Below are 19,464 nucleotides of genomic sequence, written 5' to 3' on the forward strand. Positions count from 1 at the left end.
TGAAGGCCTGCATGATAGCAGGCCTTTTTTCACTTTTTATTTACTTTTTATTTATCATATTGGATATCGTCCCGAAATCGAGTTTATTCCCTTCAGCTACGATGGAATGAACGATTTTATCTTCCGTTTCTTTATTGACCGGTTTATTCGCGATTTTTGAAACGCGCTTAATGACATTTCTAACAGTCGTTTCATCTTTGAAATTGGCTCCTTGGAGCGAGTTTGCCAATTCTAATACATCTTTCATATTTACGCCGGTTTTACCTTCTATGTTTTTAAAAAAGTTATTATCCATACCTAAGCCCCTCCCTTTTCTGTACCTATCTTATGGCATTATCAGAAAAATGGTGCTAGGCCCATACAAATAAAAAAAAATGGAATAGGCTTCTTCTGCCTATTCCATTTTCCTTAGCAGAAAGAAGCCCCTACAATGATCAATAGGATAAACAATACAACGATTATCGCGAAAGTGGAACCGCCGCCACCGTATCCTCCGCCATAACCGCCGCCGTATCCATAACCGCTGCCGCCACAACAACCGTAGCCACCAAAACCGAACATACATATCACCTCGCTCTCGCTAAAGCTTACTGATAACATATGTAGGTCTGGACAAATATGTATAGGCCATGTCCTAGTCCAGGCTGCCTATTTCCGCTTTTTTCATCCTTTTGGCCTGAAAACCAAAGCTCCGATGAAGCCAAAGACGATTGCTGCAGAGATACCGGAACTTGTAATTTCAAACATGCCTGTCAGTACGCCGACGAGACCATGTTTTTCCGATTCCATCATCGCCCCGTTCACCAGCGAGTTCCCGAACGAAACGATCGGTATGGTTGCTCCGGCACCGGCAAAGTCAACAAGCGGCTCATATAAATCAAATCCGCCTAGAACAGCTCCTATTACAACGAATAAGCTTAACGTATGCGCCGGTGTCAGCTTAGCAACATCGAAAAGTAGCTGGCCGACTACACAGATCAAGCCACCGATGACAAACGCCCAAAAAAACATTGCTAACATCGAAATCTCTCCTTTTTCATGAATTCATCCCATATTCAATGGCTACAGCATGGGCAATGCACGGAATCGTATCTTTTTGCTGGACGGAAAGTGGTGACAATAATGCTCCTGTTGCGACCAGCAGGATTTTTTTATATTTGCCGGAAATCATTTCATTCAGTATATGACCGTATAATACCACTGCCGAACATCCCGCACCGCTCCCGCCAGCCAAAACAGGCTGGTCCTTTTTGAAAATCATCAATCCGCAATCCTTGAATTTTTCCTGATTGATGTCACAGCCCTTTTGCTTTAATAAGTCAAGAGCTGTCTCATTCCCTATTTGACCTAAATCACCCGTTATGATGAAATCATAATCATCCGGGGTCAAACCAGTATCTTTGAAATGGGCAAGTATCGTATCGACTGCCGCCGGGGCCATCGCTCCCCCCATATTGAAGGGATCTTTCAATCCCATATCAATGACCTTACCGATAGTGGCGGAGACAATATGAGGAAATTCCCCTTGCTTGCTTCCATCAGGAGCAACAAGCGCCACCCCCGCTCCCGTTATCGTCCATTGAGCTGTAGGTGGTTTTTGCCCGCCATATTCAGTTGGATAGCGAAATTGTTTTTCAACAGCTGCATTGTGGCTCGAGGCGCCTGTCAACACATAATCAGCCCCGCCATAATTAGTGATGAACGCAGCTAGAGCAAGCCCTTCCATCGATGTGGAACAGGCTCCAAACAAGCCGAAATATGGAATTCCATTGGTTCTGGCCGCAAAGCTTGTAGGTGTAATCTGATTGATTAAATCACCCGCCAAGAAAAATTGCACCTGCTCCTTGTCGATCTTACCTTTTTCCAATGCAAGCTCAACCGCTTTTTCCATCAAATGCCGATGAGCTTTTTCATATGAATCCTGCTCCATCCACAAATCGTCGTATAGAATATCGAAATCACCAGCGATTTCTCCATTAGCTTCAAATGGCCCGCCTGTTACCCCCGTTTCCAAGATGACCGGTTTATTTGTGAAGATCCATGTTTGTTTTCCCTTTAACACCGCTTAGCCCCCAATCATTAGGTAAATCGTTTTTATCAACGCCACGACAAAGGCTGAAAATACTCCAAATAAAATGACCGATCCGGCCAATTTAAACATATTGGATCCAACTCCAAGTACAAAACCTTCCGTCCGATGTTCGATGGCTGCCGAAATTACTGCGTTACCGAACCCAGTGACAGGGACGGCACTTCCTGCCCCAGCAAACTGGCCAATGCGATCGTAAAATCCGAAACCGGTCATCAAAAGAGACAGGAACACCATGGTAGCAGTGGTCGGGCCTCCGGCTGTCTGTTCCGTAAAGTTGAAAAAATAAATATAGAAGTAGGAAATGGCTTGTCCCACTATGCAGAAAATGCCACCTACTAAAAAGGCCTTCAAACAATTCTTCACTATCGGTCTTTTAATTTCATGCTTCCCTTGGAGTTCCTGATACGCATCCTGCTGTGGGGTCGTTTTCTCCTTGCCGCTCATAGTGCTGAACCTCTCTTCTAAATTAATTCTTTTTGAAGTTCTTCAATTTCCTTGAACTTCTTCCTTGCCTTTTTTTCGGGTACATCCTTTTCCTTAAGTAACTCGTTCAATCTTACCGATTCCAAAAAGATTTTATAATCGCTAGATACGATAAAATCATTTTTGGGAAACTTCTCTTCCAGATGTTCAGTCACAGTCTTTTCAATTTTCTTCATATGAAAACGTTGTAAGTGCTTAACTTTATAAGCGACGATAATCTTTTTGTCGTTTTTCACGACGATCACGTCATAGATGGTGTCTTCATTAGCAACTGTTTCCTTGACCTTTGAGATCAGTCCTTTTTCATCCTTCTCATCCATCCCATTAATGATATCCATCGGTTCAGGATTCGTACGTTTAATCATTGCTAAATTCTCCGTTTTTCCATCATTCTTATTGCTGCATGCAGTAAGCACACACAAAACAACTATAAAAACCAGAAAGCTGGCCTTAAAATACCTTCCTTGTCTGAACATAGAATCACATCCTAATTTATCGTTCTCTTTTTATTTTCTTGTTTAACTGTTTTTTTATGAATGGTAGGATTAGGAAATAAAAAAAACCTTTCCGAATGGAAAGGTTTTTTTTACTTAATATCCTTTATTTTTATTGTTATTATTACAGCCACAGTCTTTCTTGATTTTGACCGTTTGATCTTTTTTGATCGGTTTGGCATAAGCCCATGGATTTTGTTTCTGATTCAATTTATGACTCCTCCTTTAACATCTATACCATACTATATGAACGAAGAGACAAGTTGTTTCCAATCAAATGTCCATAATTTTGCTGATTATGACTTCAATAATCGCTCCTACTGCTGCTACGGCAAGGATTAATATCAGTACATCACCTATAAACCAATGTTGGATATAAATAAAAACCAGAAAAAGGCTGACCCAGACACCCACGCACCAAAAACAGCTTAGCAATTGGCCAAACCAGCCAAGCAGGCCCTTTTCCTTGGGAATTAAAAATATTTCCACTTCTCCTGCTTCATTTTTTTCCTCTATCTCTTTAAAAAAGGGGCGGCGCAACGGCTCCATAATTTTATCGAAGACGATCAAACGTGTCAGCCTGAAGGAAGCCAAGCCTAATATGATAAATAAAGTAAATTCATTTTGTGGGGGAAACATTTAATATTGCTCCTTCACTTGGATTCTTCAATTATTTTGGCATCGATAATATCAGGCAAACCGACGAAACGGATCTGGTTCCCTCTTTTAATCTTCACTGATTCCCCCTTCATTCCCAACACATGAAATTTAAGCGTTTCTCCGTTAATAACAGCCTCACATAGTGGCTTTGGAAAACCTTGATGATTGGATAGGCGGGAAATGATGTCCCGGGAAGAATCTTTCTTCTCCACCTTTTTCCTTTTTCTCTTAACTGGCTTTTCATTTTCCTGTATTATTTGTTCAGGATGTTTCATTTCTTCAACCGACTTTTGCACAGGGACATATTGTTCGGTGATTTTCCTTAAACCCGTAATCTCCTTTTCAATTTCCTTCATGGCATCATAAACACCAAATTCGCGTTTGACCTGTTCGATTTTTTCCTCTTTATTCTCGTCTTCTTCCTGAAGTTCCGGCTCAACGCTGTCTTGAGGTTTAGCTTTTTTCGTTCGAAAATCACTTTGCATATTCCCACGCAGATCTGATATTTTTGCTTGATCGACATATATAAGTGGTTTCGATTCTTTATCGTCATTTTTCCCTGACATGAAAACCCTCCTTAATATTTCAGAATATCCACGGACTGCAGCTGTTCCATTTGGTATTGGACAACTTTTTTCCCGAATTTATGCCTTATGAACAAACTGGATTCTTTTTTTTGTTCCAATTTCCCGAATAGTGTACGGTCATTGATGATGAACTTACAAACAGGCTTAGGTGCAAAGGCTGGAAGTCGGGACAATAGCTCCACCAATTCCTCGGCGGTATATGAAGTGCTGATATTTTTTTCATGTAAATTGATATGTCTCTTCAGCGAATTTTGTATGGTTTGTTTTCCATCAGCACAAGGCAGACCAACTTTCTTCACGTCCATGATGCCCCTCCTTCTTTTTCACGAATAGGGTTGAAAGCAGGTTTATGCTGATTCACGCAAACAATGAATATCCGCTCTATGTATCATTTATATGAAATTCACCCTTCTTTATGCTGGAGATGTGACACTCCCCAAAAAAAGGACATCAACCAAGCTTAAGGATTTTGGGGATTAGCTGAAAAAACTAAAACATTCGAAGATGAAAAAATCGGAAAGATTTCAATTGAGGATGCAGTTACTAAAAATACCTGCAGAGTGGAGAATCAACAAAAAAAGGGGACCGATATCGGCCCCCCCCTCCTATTGTCATCCAATTATATGATAACCCGAATCCACATGGATATTTTCCCCGGTAATCCCGCGGGACATGTCACTTAATAAAAATACTGCCGTATCCCCTACTTCTTCAGGAGTCGTTGTACGACGAAGCGGTGCTTCTTCCTCAATCTTCTTTAAAATTGTATTGAAGTCACGAACACCTTTAGCGGATAAGGTACGGATAGGTCCAGCTGAAATTGCATTCACTCGAATGTTATCTTTGCCAAGATCACTTGACAGGTAACGGACATTGGCTTCAAGTGAGGCCTTGGCCACTCCCATTACATTATAATTAGGCATGACCCGTTCACCGCCAAGATACGTCATTGTGACAATGCTGCCACCTTCCGACATGATTTCCTTCGCCGCTTTAGCTACAGCCGTTAAAGAAAATGAACTGATATTATGGGCAAGCAAAAACCCTTCACGGCTCGTGTTGACGAATTCACCGTCCAACTCTTCCTTATTAGCGAATGCGACACTGTGTACCACGCCATGAATGATACCTGTTTCTTCCTTAATCGCCGCAAAACATTTTTCAATGCTTTCATCCTTCGTTACATCACATTGTAAAATGATGGAGGGCTCCCCTTCCAATGTAGAAGATAGTTCCCTAACGCTTTTTTCCGTACGGTCTTTTCCGTAAGTGAAGATCAGCTTTGCACCTGCTTTATGTAAGGAACGGGCAACTCCCCATGCAATACTTCTTTTATTCGCAACACCCATTAAGACAAACGTTTTTCCTTCTAATGAAAAAGTCATCGTATGTGACCTCCTATTTTTAATACAAGTTATTAGTACCTGCTACTAATGACAGTATATCAAATTTCCTATGATAAAAACACCGTTTTCTGAAGCCGCTAGGGAATAACACTTCAAAAAAGCCTTCTTTAGCTTATAGTAAATAACCCATGAATAAAGTAGCTAATCCGAAGTAAATCAGGATACTGATAATGTCATTGATGGTTGTGATGAATGGTCCGGAAGCTACTGCCGGGTCGATCTTCATTTTATGCATGAGTAGCGGTACAAGCGATCCCGCGAGTGTGGCGACTATCAATGTAATGAAAATAGATATGCCGACCAATAAACCGAGCATTAAATCCCCCTGCCAAATATATACGATTAAACTGATGGCTATTCCACATGTCAGGCCGGTGATGAGGCCTGTCCCAGCCTCTCGCAAAACTAGCTTCCACTTGCTATCCTGCTCCAAGTCCCCTGTTGCAATTCCCCGTACTGCAACAGCCAATGCTTGAGTTCCTGTGTTGCCAGCCATTCCGCCTATCAATGGAATAAATACAGCAAGAATCGCTTTTTGGCTAAGTGTCTCCTCAAAACGGCCAATCAGGCTGGCGGTCAATAAACCTAAAAACAAAAGGATGATCAACCAAGGCAGCCGTTTCTTGGCAGCAGAAAAGGGACTCTTATCAACATTGTCCAAATTTGATACACCCGCCAATTTGGAATAATCATCAGATGCCTCTTCATCCATGACATCAATGATATCATCAACGGTTATAATCCCTAACAAATGGTTTTGGAAATCGACGACAGGCACGGCAAGGAAGTTATAGTCCCTTATTTTTCGTGCCACCTCTTCCTGGTCTTCAGATACAGGTACGGAAACTACCCTGTCATCCATTAAATCACCGATTAAAGCATCTTCATCAGCTATGATCAATGTCCTGAGCGATAATACACCAAGCAGCTTCTTATCCTGATCGGTAACGAACACATAATATATCGTTTCCGCTTCCGGAGCTTCCCTTTTTAAGATCTGCATGGCTGATCGAGCCGTTTCGTTTGCTTCAATGGCAATGAACTCTGTCGTCATGATGCTTCCTGCCGTAGATTCCTCATAGTTCAGAAGCTCCTGGATTTCACTTGCCGCTTCATCATCCATGATGGTCAAATAGCTGACGGCCTGCTCATCGTTGATTTCATTCAGGACGTCAGCCGCATCATCCGCATACATATTGGAAAGCATATCGGCTGCATAAGAGGGATTCATTTCAGCCAGCAGGCTTTCGTAATCCTCTTCATCTATTTCTATATTTTCAAAAAGGTCCGCCATTTCTTCCGGTGACAAATATGTGTAAACGACGGATCTGATTTCATCTGACAAGCTTGTATAAAATTGAGCCTGATCATATGGATGCATTTCAAGGAACTCCGTACGAAACTGATCCAAATTTTCCGTTTTAAGTGCTTCAAGCAAAAGCTCGTTATTCATTTGACTGCTCTCCCGCTCCCGGTCCTTCATCTCCTCCATAACCATACACCTCCTAAAACATATTTTTTCATTTCCTCGTTTATATTTTATTTTTTTTAATAATACTATACTAATACCATAACCATAGACAAAACAAACAAAGGATGTGTCAAATGAACATCGATATCATCGGGGACATTCATGGATGTTTCGCTGAATTCAGGCAACTGACCGAAAAAATGGGCTATACGTGGGAGACTGGGTTTCCTGTACATCCCTCTGGAAGGATTCTCGGCTTTGTAGGTGATTTAACCGATCGCGGCCCAAATTCCCTTCAAGTAATCGAGATTGTCCATGAATTAGTCATTAACCAAAATATAGCAAGGTATGCCCCAGGTAACCACTGCAATAAATTATATCGTTACTTTTCAGGAAATAAAGTTCAAATATCACACGGTTTAGAGACTACTGTAGCTGAATATGAATCACTGAACATCCGGGAACAGAAGAAGATCCGAAAAAAATTCATGGATCTGTATGAACGATCCCCACTTTACCACCTGATTGATGAAGGGAGATTGATCATTGCCCATGCAGGAATTCGCAGTGACTATATTGGTCAATATAGCAGTAAAGTAAAAACCTTTGTCCTCTATGGTGATATCAATGGCTCCAAACATCCCGATGGGTCTCCCGTCAGGAAGGATTGGGCCCAAACATATAAAGGGGAAACATGGATCGTATATGGACATACACCAGTTCCTGAAGCTAGACGAGTCAATCATACATACAATATTGATACAGGCTGCGTCTTTGGTGGAAAACTGACCGCTGTCCGTTATCCCGAAATGGAGCTTCAAGAGGTGCCTTCAACCATGCCATATATTGCGGAAAAATTCAGGACATCTTTTGATTAACCAAAAAAACTCGCCATCTTGGTGAGTTTTTTTGCGTCTATGGATTTTTTCATAAGTTTGAATTCGTTACAATGCACCGGTTAAAAGGCTCAACTTCACTCGAGCAGACGGGCCATATCTTCTGGTAACCCTTCTTGAAACAACATCATCTTCTTGGTGAAAGGATGTAAAAATTTCAATTCAAAACAATGAAGGGCTTGGCGAGGGATTCCTTTCCTGTTCCCACCATATAAATCATCACCAGCCAGCGGGTGACCTATATGCGCCATATGGACCCTGATTTGATGTGTACGCCCTGTTTGGAGTTCCAAATTAAGGAATGTATGGGACTCTGTGTGTGCCAATACCTTAAATAGGGTACTGGCATACCGGCCATCCTCCCTGACTTCCCGTTCAATGATGCTGGTCGATTTTCGTCCGATTGGCGCCACTATCTCTCCTACAGGACCTTCAACGATTCCTTCAGCTATGGCTTGATATCTCCGTTTAACCTGTCCTGATTTTTGCTGTTCACTCAAAAGGTGATGGATATGCCGGTGCTTGGCAATTAAAACCAGACCGGATGTGTCCCGATCAAGACGTGTAACTATATGGATCGTTGCCTGTATTCCCGTCTTCCTATAATAGCCCGCCAAGCCATTCGCCAAACTGCCGTGGGGATGCTCGCGGGAAGGAATGGTATTCATGGAAGGGGGCTTTGCCACAACCAATACAAACTCATCTTCATACCTGATATTCAGGGGGATGGGTTCCGGCAAAAGGCCTTCGCTTGCCTGCTCCGGCGGAAATATGACGGTGACGATGTCGCCTGTCTCTATCCGTTCCCTTACGGTTACTTCTTCGCCGTTCAACTGGATATATCCACCTTTAAACTTAATATCCGTTAATGCTCGTTTTGAAATATCGCATTTGTTGAGAAACTCTCGCAATAAAGAGCCAGAATCCTCTTCAAAAACCGACCAGGTCAAAGAAAAGTTTTGATTTGACATGAGGTGAGTCTATCTCCTTAATTAGCAATAAATGAATCATGCACTCTTTTCCAGAAAGGAAAAGGGCGGAATCTGGCAAATCGGATCTTCTCATCTGCCACTCGGCACTGTATTGACTTTACATTTTCCTGAAGCAAGGACAAATGGTCGACGGTAATTTGAAAATTGACCGCATTGACCGGCCTGAACATACAAGTATGATGTGCCGGCAGCAGAAGTGGGGATCCTACCGTCCTAAACACCCGGTTATTAATGGATGCCAATTCGGTAATCTGGATGGCATCGATTGATGGATGGACGATGGCCCCTCCAAGCGCCTTATTATACGCCGTGCTTCCAGATGGCGTCGCAATGCATAAACCATCTCCACGGAACGTCTCGAAATGCTGGCCGCGAATTTCAACGTCCATGACGAGCGTCCCTTCAACACTTTTGACTGTCGATTCATTCAAAGCCAAAAATCTGGCTTCCCGTCCACCATGCTGATAACGGACAATCGTTTCGAGCAGTGGATATTCCACAATTTGAAATGGTGTTTTTGCTAAAGCAATCACCAATTTTTCAATTTCATCAGGGGTCCAATCTGCATAGAAACCAAGATGTCCTGTATGTACACCAACAAAGGCGGTTTTATCCAATCGATTCTTATAACGGTGAAAAGCATATAATAAAGTGCCATCACCACCGACAGAAATGACAATATCCGGCTGATCTTCGTCATATTCCAAATGAAAGTCCTGAAGATACGTTCGCATCCTTTGCATTAAAGTATTCGATTTCGCATCTCCTTTTGACGTAATCGCAAATTTCATGTAATCCCACCTTCAATATAGATTTCTTCTCGTTTACCCATTTATGCTTTCAAGAATCTTTCTTCCGGGAAAAAAGACGCTGTGCTTCCTGGATTTCCGTACGGATTTGCGACATCTCAGCATCAAGCAGGAAGGCAGCTTCAGCTGCACGTTTGAGTCGCAGTTGTATATCTTCCGGGAAAATGCCTTTATATTTATAATTTAAAGAATGTTCGATCGTCGCCCAAAAATTCATCGCAAGGGTCCTGATTTGAATTTCGGCAAGGATATTTTTTTCGCCATGGATCGTCTGGACCGGATAGCGGATTACAACATGATAAGAACGGTAGCCGCTTGCTTTTTTATGGGAAATATAATTTCTCTCCTCGACTATCTCGAAGTCATTGCGGCCTCGTAATAGTTCAACTACCTGTTCGATATCATCCACGAACTGGCACATCATCCGAAGCCCTGCAATATCCTGTATTTCCGTTCCCAATTTATCAATGGGAATATCCTTCAGGCTCGCCTTATCCAAAATGCTGACAATCGGCTTTACCCTGCCTGTTACAAATTCGATCGGTGAGTGAATATTCTCTCTCTCAAACTGTTTCCTTAATCCTTTAAGCTTAACCTTTAATTCTTCGACAGCCTGAGTATAAGGCGCCAAGAAATCGTCCCAACTCTCCATTGCCACACCACCTATATCTATCTAAAAAGCGCCTGTTCAACTCTGGTATGGGCAGAACGCTCTCCTAAATCCAGCAGTCACATGACCTTATGCCAATTCACCACTGGATCCTATTAAATCTTTCTAGCAAAAAGTATGTATTAAATTCCTATATATACGATATACCAATTTCTCATGCTCAACGTTTATATTTTATCATATCCTGCAATTGATTCCTAAATATTCAAGTACAATAGCAAAAAATTATTGCATTCAATTTGACAGCTCGAATGGTTCTTATATGATTAACCTAAGAATCAGCCAGAAAGGATGGAACACATGAACCAGCATATTGAAATTGAATTTAAAAACCTCTTAAGCGAAAAAGAATTTCATCAACTGATCGAACACTTTCATGTCGGGGCATCGAACTTTAAAACACAGAAAAATCATTACTTCGATACACTCGGATTCACTTTAAAAAATCAAGACTCTGCCCTTAGGATCCGCGAGAAAAACGGGCGTTACGAGCTGACTTTAAAACAGCCCGCTACAGAAGGATTATTGGAAACGAATCAAGATATCTCTGAAGAAACCGCATATGCGTTTCTGAATCATAACACATTCCCTGATGGCGAGATCCAACTTCTTATCCTTGAATGCGGAATTGATCCAAAAGACTTTACCTGCTTTGGGACATTAAAGACGGACCGTTTTGAATTTCCTTACAAAGAGGGCTTACTTGTTTTAGATCATAGTTCGTATTTGAATCAGGAAGACTTTGAGCTTGAATATGAAGTGACGGATGCAAACGCCGGGAAAAAAAATTTCCTGAACCTCCTTGAAACCCTTCAAATTCCAGTAAGGGAAACCGAAAATAAAGTGAAGAGGTTTTATCGCGCCAAATTCCAAAAATAATCCTGTTTGAACCCATTCGGAGGTGGAGAGTTGAAGATCCAAGATTTCAAAACGTTCATGGAATTGCAGGCAATCCAGCAATTCACAAATGGCAACAACACAAATGCAAATTCATCTCGATCCATTTTCCAGGACATGCTCTCGGAACTGGTTTCGGTTGATGCTCTTGAAGGCGCTTCACAGACATTGGGTTCCCTTTTATCACGCGTGGAAGCGGAAACGAAGTCCTTCCTTCAACCCGGCGGCATGACACCCATGAACATCAACCCGGTATCCATTGCCCCTGCTGACAATGAGAGCAGTGAAACAGCACCAAACTATGATCATATCATCAGCCAGGCGGCCAGCTTATATAATCTCCCGGAAAAACTGATTAAGTCCGTCATTAAACAAGAATCGAACTTTAACCCTGAAGCCACCAGTTATGCGGGTGCAACTGGCCTTATGCAGTTAATGCCAGCAACTGCAAAAAGCCTTGGGGTGGATGATGCAACCGATCCGCAACAAAACATCATGGGCGGGAGTAAATATTTAAGTCAAATGATGGCACGTTATGACGGGGACATCCAGATTGCCCTTGCTGCTTATAATGCAGGGCCTGGAAATGTAGATAAATATAACGGCATCCCTCCCTTTAAAGAAACTCAGAACTATGTTCAGAAAGTTTATGGCACATTTTCAAGCTAAAGCAAGCTGACCCTGTTTATTTGTGAAGGGTCAGTTTTTTCATGTCTATATATTCTTTTTCCACGAATTGTTAACAAATCGTAAAGCTCCCCAAAACCTGTCATTTCCGGATCATTCGCATGTGTCATACTACAGATGTAAAATTTTCTTTAAGCTATATATTTGTTATATCATGACGTCATTGATAAAATATGAATAAATATCAACCATCTTTCTTTAAAAGGAGTAATCAACATGATGCAAGGGAACCCTACACCATATGAATTAATTGGAGAAGGGCAATTACACAAGTTAATTGATGTGTTTTACTCCAACGTTAGTCAACACCCGGATCTGCAGCCAATATTCCCTGACGATTTAACAGAAACGGTCCGTAAACAAAAACAATTTATGACTCAATATTTAGGCGGTCCCTCTTTATATACAGAAGAGCATGGCCATCCTATGTTGCGGGCTCGACATATACCTTTCGAAATTACACCAGAACGTGCGAAAGCATGGCTCTCATGCATGTATCAAGCTATGGACGAAGTTGGCCTTGAGGGTGAGATTAGGGAGTTTTTCTATCACCGCCTCTATTTGACGGCGCAGCATATGATCAATACATCCGGAACTGACGGGAAAGGAGAAGGCAGTTGAGCGCACAAAAACCAGTTTTCAATATTTCCGATTGGATCAAGACGCAGCATTGCTATGATATAGGAAAAAAGCCAATTGAAATTTATGTTTTTGTTGATCCGCTTTGTCCCGAATGCTGGGGCTTAGAACCAATTATTAGGAAATTACAGATAGAATATGGCCAATTGTTCAGTTTACGCCATGTTTTAAGCGGTAAAATCGATTCTCTTAATATGGGGAAAAATAAAAATTATGAAAACATTGCTCAAGTTTGGGAAAAGACAGCCAGCCGCTCGGGAATGTCCTGCGACGGAAGCCTTTGGTCTGAAAACCCAATCTCTTCTCCATATACAGCTTCCATCGCAATAAAAGCAGCGGAATTGCAGGGCCGTAAATTGGCCATTCGCTTTTTAAGGCAGCTTCAAGAATATGTATTCATAGGAAAAAAGGATATATCCAATATCGATGTCTTGACCGAATGTGCCAAGATGGTTGGATTGGATGTGGAAGAATTCCTTTATGACATCAATTCCTCCAGTGCAGCCAAAGGCTTTCAATGTGACATGAAAATCACGAGCGAAATGGAAGTGACTGAAATACCTTCCCTTGTCTTTTTCAATCAAAATATTGAAGAAGAGGGAATAAAAGTTTCAGGTGTCTATTCTTACGAGGTATATGTTCAAATTTTAGAAGATATGCTGAATGGTCTTCCAGCCCCTGCAACCCCCCCCTCTCTCGAAGAGTTTTTAAGCTGTTTCAAACTAGTGGCCACGAAGGAAATTGAAACCGTTTATAATATGAATAAGAATAACGTCGAGTTGGAAATGAAAAAGCTTGTTTTAAAACAGGTTGCAGAGAAGATACCTGCTAAATACGGAACGTTTTGGAGATATACAAAGAAGCAGTCATGAATTTGACTGCTTCTTTGTTATTTTAAAGGAAAAACCATGCAATCAAAAGATTGCATGGCTTTTTATAAGAAAATAAGGGGATGGGAGAAATTTTTCACGATCAAACAAAGGGGTATAAGTTTGTTTGTGATTCACTTCACAATAAATAATATAACAGATAACCCATTTGCGTTTCAACTATATGTGTAACTTTTCACAAATTGTTCACAATATATATTTTGGTCATTTTTTATTATCCATTCCGATATATAGCTAAATATGAGCCCTTTTTATTTAAAGCTATAAGAGTTTTAGATATCCTCTTAATATCTAATTTAAAATGGAATATATCTATTTGTGAAACGAATCACATTATCCTTTTTGTATTGCCTAAGCCTTTTTTAACTTCCGTTAAAGCCGATCATTTAATTCTTTTTACTTTTCATGCAAATGAAAAACCCCGGCAAACCGCTAAATTTGCTGGGGTTTTCATCTATTTATACGAATAAGGGGATGGGAGAAATTTCACGACGAACAAACAAAGGGGTATATGTTTGGGATGTGATAACTTCTATATCTGTACTATAGCAGATTTCATACCTTAATTGCAAGAACTTTGTGCGCAACTTCACATTATTGTCATATTCTTAGAATACTGCTTATTCTAAAACATACTATCTAATAAAGAGCAGATGAGCTTTTTCTGCTACCAGGTTGGAGGTGACCAAATTGAAAGTCTTTATTCTTCTCATACTCTTGATAGGGTCGCTATTTGTCCAGCTACTCGGTATCATGAACCTCATTCCTCTGTATTTTACCTCCCCTATTTTATTTTTTGTTTTCTTTATAATTCTTCATAGCTTAAATCAGAGAAATCGTTTTAAAGGATTATGACGGACATCATATATGATGAAAAGGACCCGGCAGTGCTCGGGTCCCTTTTCACATCCTATTTATTCAAAAGCTCTTCCAACTCATTTAATTTTTCTTCGAATACATTCATGGCTTCTTGTACAGGCTCGGCTTTTGTCATATCGACACCAGCCTTTTTGAGTACTTCAATCGGATAATCGGAACTTCCTGACTTCAAGAACTCCAGATACCTTTTGACAGCAGGCTCTCCTTCTTCAAGGATTTGCTTGCTCAATGCTGTTGCTGCACTGATTCCAGTCGCATATTGATAAACATAGTAATTATAGTAGAAGTGTGGAATACGCGCCCATTCCAAACCGATTTCTTCATCGATGGTCACGTTCTCGCCAAAGTATTTCTTGTTCAGCTCATAATATTCCTTAGTAAGCATATCCGCTGTCAACGCTTCCCCATTTTGAGCCTTTAAATGTATGGTATGTTCAAACTCTGCAAACATCGTTTGCCGGAACAATGTGCCACGGAAACCTTCCAGGTAATGATTCAATAAATAAATGCGTTTCTTTTCATCTTCGATTGAATTCAGTAAATAATCATTCAACAGGTTTTCATTACAAGTCGATGCAACTTCCGCTACAAATATTGAATAATTTCCGTATGGATATGGCTGATATTTACGTGTATAGTAGCTATGGACCGAATGTCCAAACTCATGAACGAGCGTGAATAAGTTATTGACGTTATTTTGCCAGTTCATTAAAATATAAGGATTCGTCCCGTATGTACCAGAAGAATAGGCACCGCTTCGTTTCCCTTTGTTTTCATGCACATCGACCCACCGGTTTTCAAACCCCTCTTTCAAAACATTCAAATAATCCTCCCCAAGCGGAGCAAGTCCTTTAAGGACATAATCCTTGGCCTCATCATAAGTCACTTCCATCTTCACTTCCTTAACTAGAGGAGTGAATAGATCATACATATGAAGTTCATCTAATTGCAGTACTTTTTTACGTAAATCAAGATAACGGTGAAGTAAAGGCAAATTGTCATTGACCGTTTTAACGAGATTATCGTATACAGTCTCCGGAATGTTGTTATTACTTAATGCCGCTTGGCGTGCTGAATCATATTTTCGAACAGTGGCATTGAAGTTATGGTTTTTCACCTCACCAGACAGTGTTGAAGCAAATGTATTGCGGAACTCCCCATACTTGCTGTATACCCCCTTAAATGCCTCCTCACGTACACGGCGATCTTCACTCTCAAGAAAACTGATATATCTTCCGTGAGTTATTTCCACTTCATCTCCCTTTTCATCCTTGATGGTCGGGAATTTCAAATCGGCATTGTTAAGCATACCGAAAGTATTGCCCGATGCATCGAGTACTTCTGATGCCTGCGCCAATAATTCTTCCTGCTCTGCAGATAAGATATGTGGTCTCTGAAGATTGATTTCCTCTAAAGAATGCTTGTACAATTTCAATTCTTCTTTTTCTTCCAAAAACCCTTCCACTTTGCTTTCGTCAATACTCAATAGTTCAGGAACCATAAATGAAAACGCAGCCGCTGCCTGGGCATATAAAGCTTTTGCCCGATCCTCCATCCCTTGATAAAAAGGATTGGTTGTATCTTGATCATTGCGCATATGTGAATAAGAATAAACTTTCCCTAGCTTCTCGAATACTTCATCTTGGAGTTGAAGCGCCGCGAATAATTTCTCTGCGCTTTCGCCCAATGTGCCTTTATGTGCCTCTGCCTTCTTGAGGTCTTCCTTTACCGCTTTGAAGGCAGCTTCCCAATCTTCCTCGGTTGCGAAGATATCTTCCAGTCTCCAAGTATCTTCAGGAGCTATTTCACTTCTTGAGGGTAATGTATTCGTTTTTGTTTCCTGTGCCATAAAAAAATTCCTCCTCATTCTATAGAAACTTGCCATTGGGCTTACTCGTAAACCGGATAGACGCCGCAATGCTTCATTCGGCGTTCATTCTTTTTAAAGCTTTTAATTCCCAGTTCTTATTACTATTTCTCCATTAACAAAAATAATCCTGCCATTTCATCTGAATTCAAGATAAATAGAGATGTTATCACTGATTATACTGGATATTCCCCTTTTCCATCATCAATTTATGCTTATCATAGAAATTTTTTTCCAAAATTTGAGCTTGATCACTGGTGGAGGGCAGGGTAAATTCCCTTTCAACTTTAAAAACCCCTTTTTCCAGCTTTGATAGATAACCCAATTGCTCCAAAATCATGATATATTGACCTACAGGATACTCGATTGGTTTTTCATGAAGCAATGGCAATGGTCTGAACTTTATTTCCCCTTTTTTTGAGCGCTTTCTAAAAATGCAGATAATATCAGCCATAGAAATCTTTTCCCCTGTTCTTTTCTCTTGAAACACATCCATGTATAACCATGCCTGCCATTCGATCGAGGCAGTATCGATCAACAGCATCCCCCTGACGGGAACACCCACTTCAACGGGAAGTGTCGCTGGTGTAATATGATGTGAATAAAGCTCTTCGAAAAAAGGATCGCATCTGCGTGCTGTTTTCACTCGATGCAGGGACCAGCCATTTCGTTTATATCTCCACGCAGACAGAAAAGGGAAAACAAAGCAATTTCGGGGCAATGCCCGACTAGGGGGAAGGAGCTTTAAAGAAGCTGTTGTCAATTCGGCTAAGACGGTTCTAGAGGTAAACGGAGTGAGGTTCTTCAATACTGATAAATGATCAGTTTCCGGACAGTACATCCAAAGAAACGGATGATGGAAGCTGCCGGTGACGAAGAGCCATTGGAAGCGGGTTAAACTGAATTCATACAAGCTTTTCCTTTTTAAGCGTTTTGCAGCGAGGATCCAGATTGGCTTGATGCCTATGCTTTGGTAGGCTCTTGTCCTTTCCATGAATTCCACCTCGGGGATAACTGAGCATTGAAATTCTATTGCATAGCGATTGCCTCCTATCACAGCTAAAATATCAGCCCTTTTCTTAATTTCAGGAAGGTAGGCTTCTAGATCCACTTGGTAACCATGTGATAATAACCACTGAAACAATTTTCTTTTTCCCATTAAATGATAGGCGGATTCCGGTTCTGAAGAAGCACGGCATGAAGAATTATTTTTATGCGCGAAATGAGGAATCCTGACGTTTCCCGCTTTGATGGTCATTTCCATCTTGCAGCATGGACAGTAATAATCTGCCGCCGATTTTCTCCATTCATCAATCTCGTTTGCCGGTATCTTTTCAGGGAGGGTAATCCAAGTTCCATCTTTCTTTATCGCGGTTAGCATACATCTCCTCCTCATCCACTACATTCGCCTGCTTCGCTTAGGATTCCTTTTAATCCGCAAAAAAAAAATGCCTCATCGGCATAAAGTAAAGTTGCTATCTAAAGAAGGGGTGAAAGCAATCGGCATGTGGACTCCAATACTTTCAAACCGAAATTCCGTTTGGAAAACGCATCAATCTCCACTTCTTGAGATACCTTTATATCTTCCAAAAAATCATTCACCAACTGCCGAGTACTTTCCGTCCTGTAGAGAAAAGCATTGACTTCGAAATTCAGGTGAAAGCTTCTCATATCCATATTGGTTGTCCCAATTGACGCCAATTGGTCATCAACGATGATGATTTTACTATGCATGAAGCCATCATTATATTGGAATATACGAACTCCGGAAGCGAGCAATTCGGGAAAATAAGTTCTCGAAGCATGAAATACGATACGTTTATCGGGGTTCTTCGGTACGAGCAGCCTGACATCCAAACCACTTAAGGCAGCTACCTTCAACGCTTGAAAGATATCGTCATCAGGAACGAAATACGGAGAGGCAATCCAAACTGACTTTTCTGCCGAAGCGATCATTTTAAAAAAAATGCTTTTAATGATCGTCCACTCACTATCCGGCCCGCCGCCAATCAATTGAACTCCGCCATGTCCATGATGGTTCGGCAGGCCAACCATGAGATATTCATCACTTAAAAAACTATTATTGGTGCTATAATACCAATCCTGCAGAAATATGAGCTGTAAAGTCCTGACCGCTTCCCCCTTTATGATAAGATGCGTATCCCGCCAAGAACCGAATTTCTGATCTTGTCCCAAATATTCATCCCCAATATTGAGACCGCCGATGAAACCGACAGAGCCATCTATCACAATTATTTTACGATGGTTGCGAAAGTTGAATGTATTATTTAATAAAGGGAGATGCAACGGACCAAAAGCAACCATTTCAGCTCCCGCACTCCTCAGTTCATCGATATATGAACGAGCTAACTTCCAGGAACCAACCGCATCATAGAGAAACCTGACCTCTACCCCTTCTTTTACTTTCTGTATCAAGATGTCCTTTAGCAGACCGCCAATGCGGTCATCCCTAACAATATAATATTCCAAATGAATATGATGTGTGGCTTTTTTTAATTCTTCGATGATATTGGAAAATGTCTCATCACCATTCCTTAAAACCCGGGTTTCAGTCGTAAATGAAATAGGGCTATTCCCCAGCCTATTTGCAAGAGTGATTAACTGCTGAGGGTTCTCGCCCATTTCCTTAATTCGGTCATTATACTCCGCCTCGCCGCCTATTTTAACGAAACTCTGTTTATCCAAAAAGTACTTCTTGCGAAATATCCTTTCTTTCCGAAAATGACGGCCAAACAAAAAGTAAAAAATGAAACCGATGAATGGGAAAGCGCAAAAAATAACCAGCCATGTTATGGTCTCGATGGGATCTCTGTTTTCCAGGAAAATGTTGAATCCAATTATCACCAAGAAAAGGGTCAATATAAGGCTGGAATAAAAAATCACCCTGCCATCGACGCCATTTATTAGAAAATACCAAGAGCCGACCAACAAGAGAATTAGCAGACCGATGCCAACTATATTCTTCACCTAGACTACCTCCAATTAACAAACACAGGCACATGATAAATACCTCCCTGCTGAGGT

General features: G+C 41.1%; 22 protein-coding genes. 5 read left to right on the plus strand and 17 right to left on the minus strand.

From position 1 onward, the window contains the following. Positions 1-40: 40 nt before the first annotated feature. The 11 genes from ACWF5P_RS06270 to mgtE form a co-directional block, all read right to left on the minus strand. Positions 41-295: a stage VI sporulation protein F gene (locus ACWF5P_RS06270; protein WP_034314458.1), complete on the minus strand. Its 255-nt coding sequence runs from the start codon at positions 293-295 to the stop codon at positions 41-43. A gap of 113 nt (positions 296-408) precedes the next feature. Beyond that, positions 409-561 (minus strand): YjcZ family sporulation protein, encoded by a 153-nt coding sequence (locus tag ACWF5P_RS06275; RefSeq protein WP_072272578.1) that lies wholly within the window; start codon positions 559-561, stop codon positions 409-411. Positions 562-663: 102 nt separating this feature from the next. Then, on the minus strand, positions 664-1,020 hold the full coding sequence (gene spoVAE, locus ACWF5P_RS06280) for a stage V sporulation protein AE (RefSeq protein ID WP_063577046.1): 357 nt from the start codon (positions 1,018-1,020) through the stop codon (positions 664-666). 16 nt (positions 1,021-1,036) lie between these two features. Further along, positions 1,037-2,062, minus strand: a complete 1,026-nt coding sequence (spoVAD, locus tag ACWF5P_RS06285; protein ID WP_230177402.1) for a stage V sporulation protein AD — start codon at positions 2,060-2,062, stop codon at positions 1,037-1,039. 3 nt (positions 2,063-2,065) lie between these two features. Next, positions 2,066-2,536: a stage V sporulation protein AC gene (gene spoVAC, locus ACWF5P_RS06290; protein ID WP_434168892.1), complete on the minus strand. Its 471-nt coding sequence runs from the start codon at positions 2,534-2,536 to the stop codon at positions 2,066-2,068. Positions 2,537-2,553: 17 nt separating this feature from the next. Beyond that, positions 2,554-2,940: a YhcN/YlaJ family sporulation lipoprotein gene (locus tag ACWF5P_RS06295; protein WP_260356942.1), complete on the minus strand. Its 387-nt coding sequence runs from the start codon at positions 2,938-2,940 to the stop codon at positions 2,554-2,556. Positions 2,941-3,342: 402 nt separating this feature from the next. Beyond that, entirely contained in the window at positions 3,343-3,708 is a 366-nt protein-coding gene (locus tag ACWF5P_RS06300; RefSeq protein ID WP_402941406.1) for a DUF1360 domain-containing protein, read from the minus strand. Between the two features lie 14 nt (positions 3,709-3,722). Then, on the minus strand, positions 3,723-4,295 hold the full coding sequence (locus ACWF5P_RS06305; protein WP_434168888.1) for a hypothetical protein: 573 nt from the start codon (positions 4,293-4,295) through the stop codon (positions 3,723-3,725). An 11-nt stretch (positions 4,296-4,306) separates the two neighbouring features. Beyond that, positions 4,307-4,621 (minus strand): hypothetical protein, encoded by a 315-nt coding sequence (locus ACWF5P_RS06310; RefSeq protein ID WP_434168886.1) that lies wholly within the window; start codon positions 4,619-4,621, stop codon positions 4,307-4,309. Between the two features lie 306 nt (positions 4,622-4,927). After that, positions 4,928-5,701 carry an enoyl-ACP reductase FabI gene (gene fabI / locus ACWF5P_RS06315; RefSeq protein ID WP_101224102.1) on the minus strand — a complete coding sequence of 258 codons (774 nt, stop codon included), beginning with the start codon at positions 5,699-5,701 and terminating at the stop codon, positions 4,928-4,930. A 133-nt stretch (positions 5,702-5,834) separates the two neighbouring features. Next, positions 5,835-7,205, minus strand: coding sequence for a magnesium transporter (gene mgtE / locus ACWF5P_RS06320; protein ID WP_230177446.1), 1,371 nt, complete (start codon positions 7,203-7,205; stop codon positions 5,835-5,837). Positions 7,206-7,327: 122 nt separating this feature from the next. Here mgtE and prpE point away from each other — a divergent pair, with 122 nt between their 5' ends. Further along, positions 7,328-8,071: a bis(5'-nucleosyl)-tetraphosphatase PrpE gene (prpE, locus tag ACWF5P_RS06325; RefSeq protein ID WP_137017228.1), complete on the plus strand. Its 744-nt coding sequence runs from the start codon at positions 7,328-7,330 to the stop codon at positions 8,069-8,071. A 95-nt stretch (positions 8,072-8,166) separates the two neighbouring features. On the opposite strand, the gene ACWF5P_RS06330 is transcribed toward prpE, so the two are convergent. Genes ACWF5P_RS06330 through ACWF5P_RS06340 form a run of 3 tightly spaced genes read right to left on the minus strand, consistent with a single transcriptional unit; the run spans position 8,167 to position 10,542 of the window. After that, positions 8,167-9,060 carry an RluA family pseudouridine synthase gene (locus tag ACWF5P_RS06330; protein ID WP_452444720.1) on the minus strand — a complete coding sequence of 298 codons (894 nt, stop codon included), beginning with the start codon at positions 9,058-9,060 and terminating at the stop codon, positions 8,167-8,169. A gap of 17 nt (positions 9,061-9,077) precedes the next feature. Then, a complete protein-coding gene (locus tag ACWF5P_RS06335) occupies positions 9,078-9,872 on the minus strand; it encodes an NAD kinase (protein WP_053534153.1) in 795 nt (264 codons plus the stop codon). Positions 9,873-9,921: 49 nt separating this feature from the next. Then, positions 9,922-10,542 (minus strand): GTP pyrophosphokinase, encoded by a 621-nt coding sequence (locus tag ACWF5P_RS06340; protein ID WP_034314484.1) that lies wholly within the window; start codon positions 10,540-10,542, stop codon positions 9,922-9,924. Between the two features lie 318 nt (positions 10,543-10,860). Here ACWF5P_RS06340 and ACWF5P_RS06345 point away from each other — a divergent pair, with 318 nt between their 5' ends. The 4 genes from ACWF5P_RS06345 to ACWF5P_RS06360 all read left to right on the plus strand — a co-directional run bounded on the left by ACWF5P_RS06345 (position 10,861) and on the right by ACWF5P_RS06360 (position 13,655). Beyond that, entirely contained in the window at positions 10,861-11,439 is a 579-nt protein-coding gene (locus ACWF5P_RS06345; RefSeq protein ID WP_434168882.1) for a CYTH domain-containing protein, read from the plus strand. Positions 11,440-11,469: 30 nt separating this feature from the next. After that, positions 11,470-12,126, plus strand: a complete 657-nt coding sequence (locus tag ACWF5P_RS06350; RefSeq protein ID WP_311735920.1) for a lytic transglycosylase domain-containing protein — start codon at positions 11,470-11,472, stop codon at positions 12,124-12,126. Positions 12,127-12,360: 234 nt separating this feature from the next. After that, positions 12,361-12,765, plus strand: coding sequence for a globin domain-containing protein (locus ACWF5P_RS06355; protein ID WP_048686552.1), 405 nt, complete (start codon positions 12,361-12,363; stop codon positions 12,763-12,765). Continuing rightward, entirely contained in the window at positions 12,762-13,655 is an 894-nt protein-coding gene (locus ACWF5P_RS06360) for a ClpXP adapter SpxH family protein (RefSeq protein ID WP_434168879.1), read from the plus strand. The genes ACWF5P_RS06355 and ACWF5P_RS06360 overlap by 4 nt, the downstream gene beginning before the upstream one ends. 928 nt (positions 13,656-14,583) lie before the next feature. Here ACWF5P_RS06360 and pepF read toward each other — a convergent pair. The 3 genes from pepF to cls form a co-directional block, all read right to left on the minus strand. Continuing rightward, entirely contained in the window at positions 14,584-16,401 is a 1,818-nt protein-coding gene (gene pepF / locus ACWF5P_RS06365; RefSeq protein ID WP_101224107.1) for an oligoendopeptidase F, read from the minus strand. 187 nt (positions 16,402-16,588) lie between these two features. After that, positions 16,589-17,800: a competence protein CoiA gene (locus ACWF5P_RS06370; RefSeq protein WP_452444721.1), complete on the minus strand. Its 1,212-nt coding sequence runs from the start codon at positions 17,798-17,800 to the stop codon at positions 16,589-16,591. Between the two features lie 98 nt (positions 17,801-17,898). After that, complete coding sequence (gene cls / locus ACWF5P_RS06375; protein WP_434168877.1) at positions 17,899-19,407, minus strand: cardiolipin synthase; 1,509 nt, start codon at positions 19,405-19,407, stop codon at positions 17,899-17,901. Positions 19,408-19,464: the final 57 nt, after the last annotated feature.

The organism is Peribacillus sp. NPDC055009, from assembly GCF_053608705.1.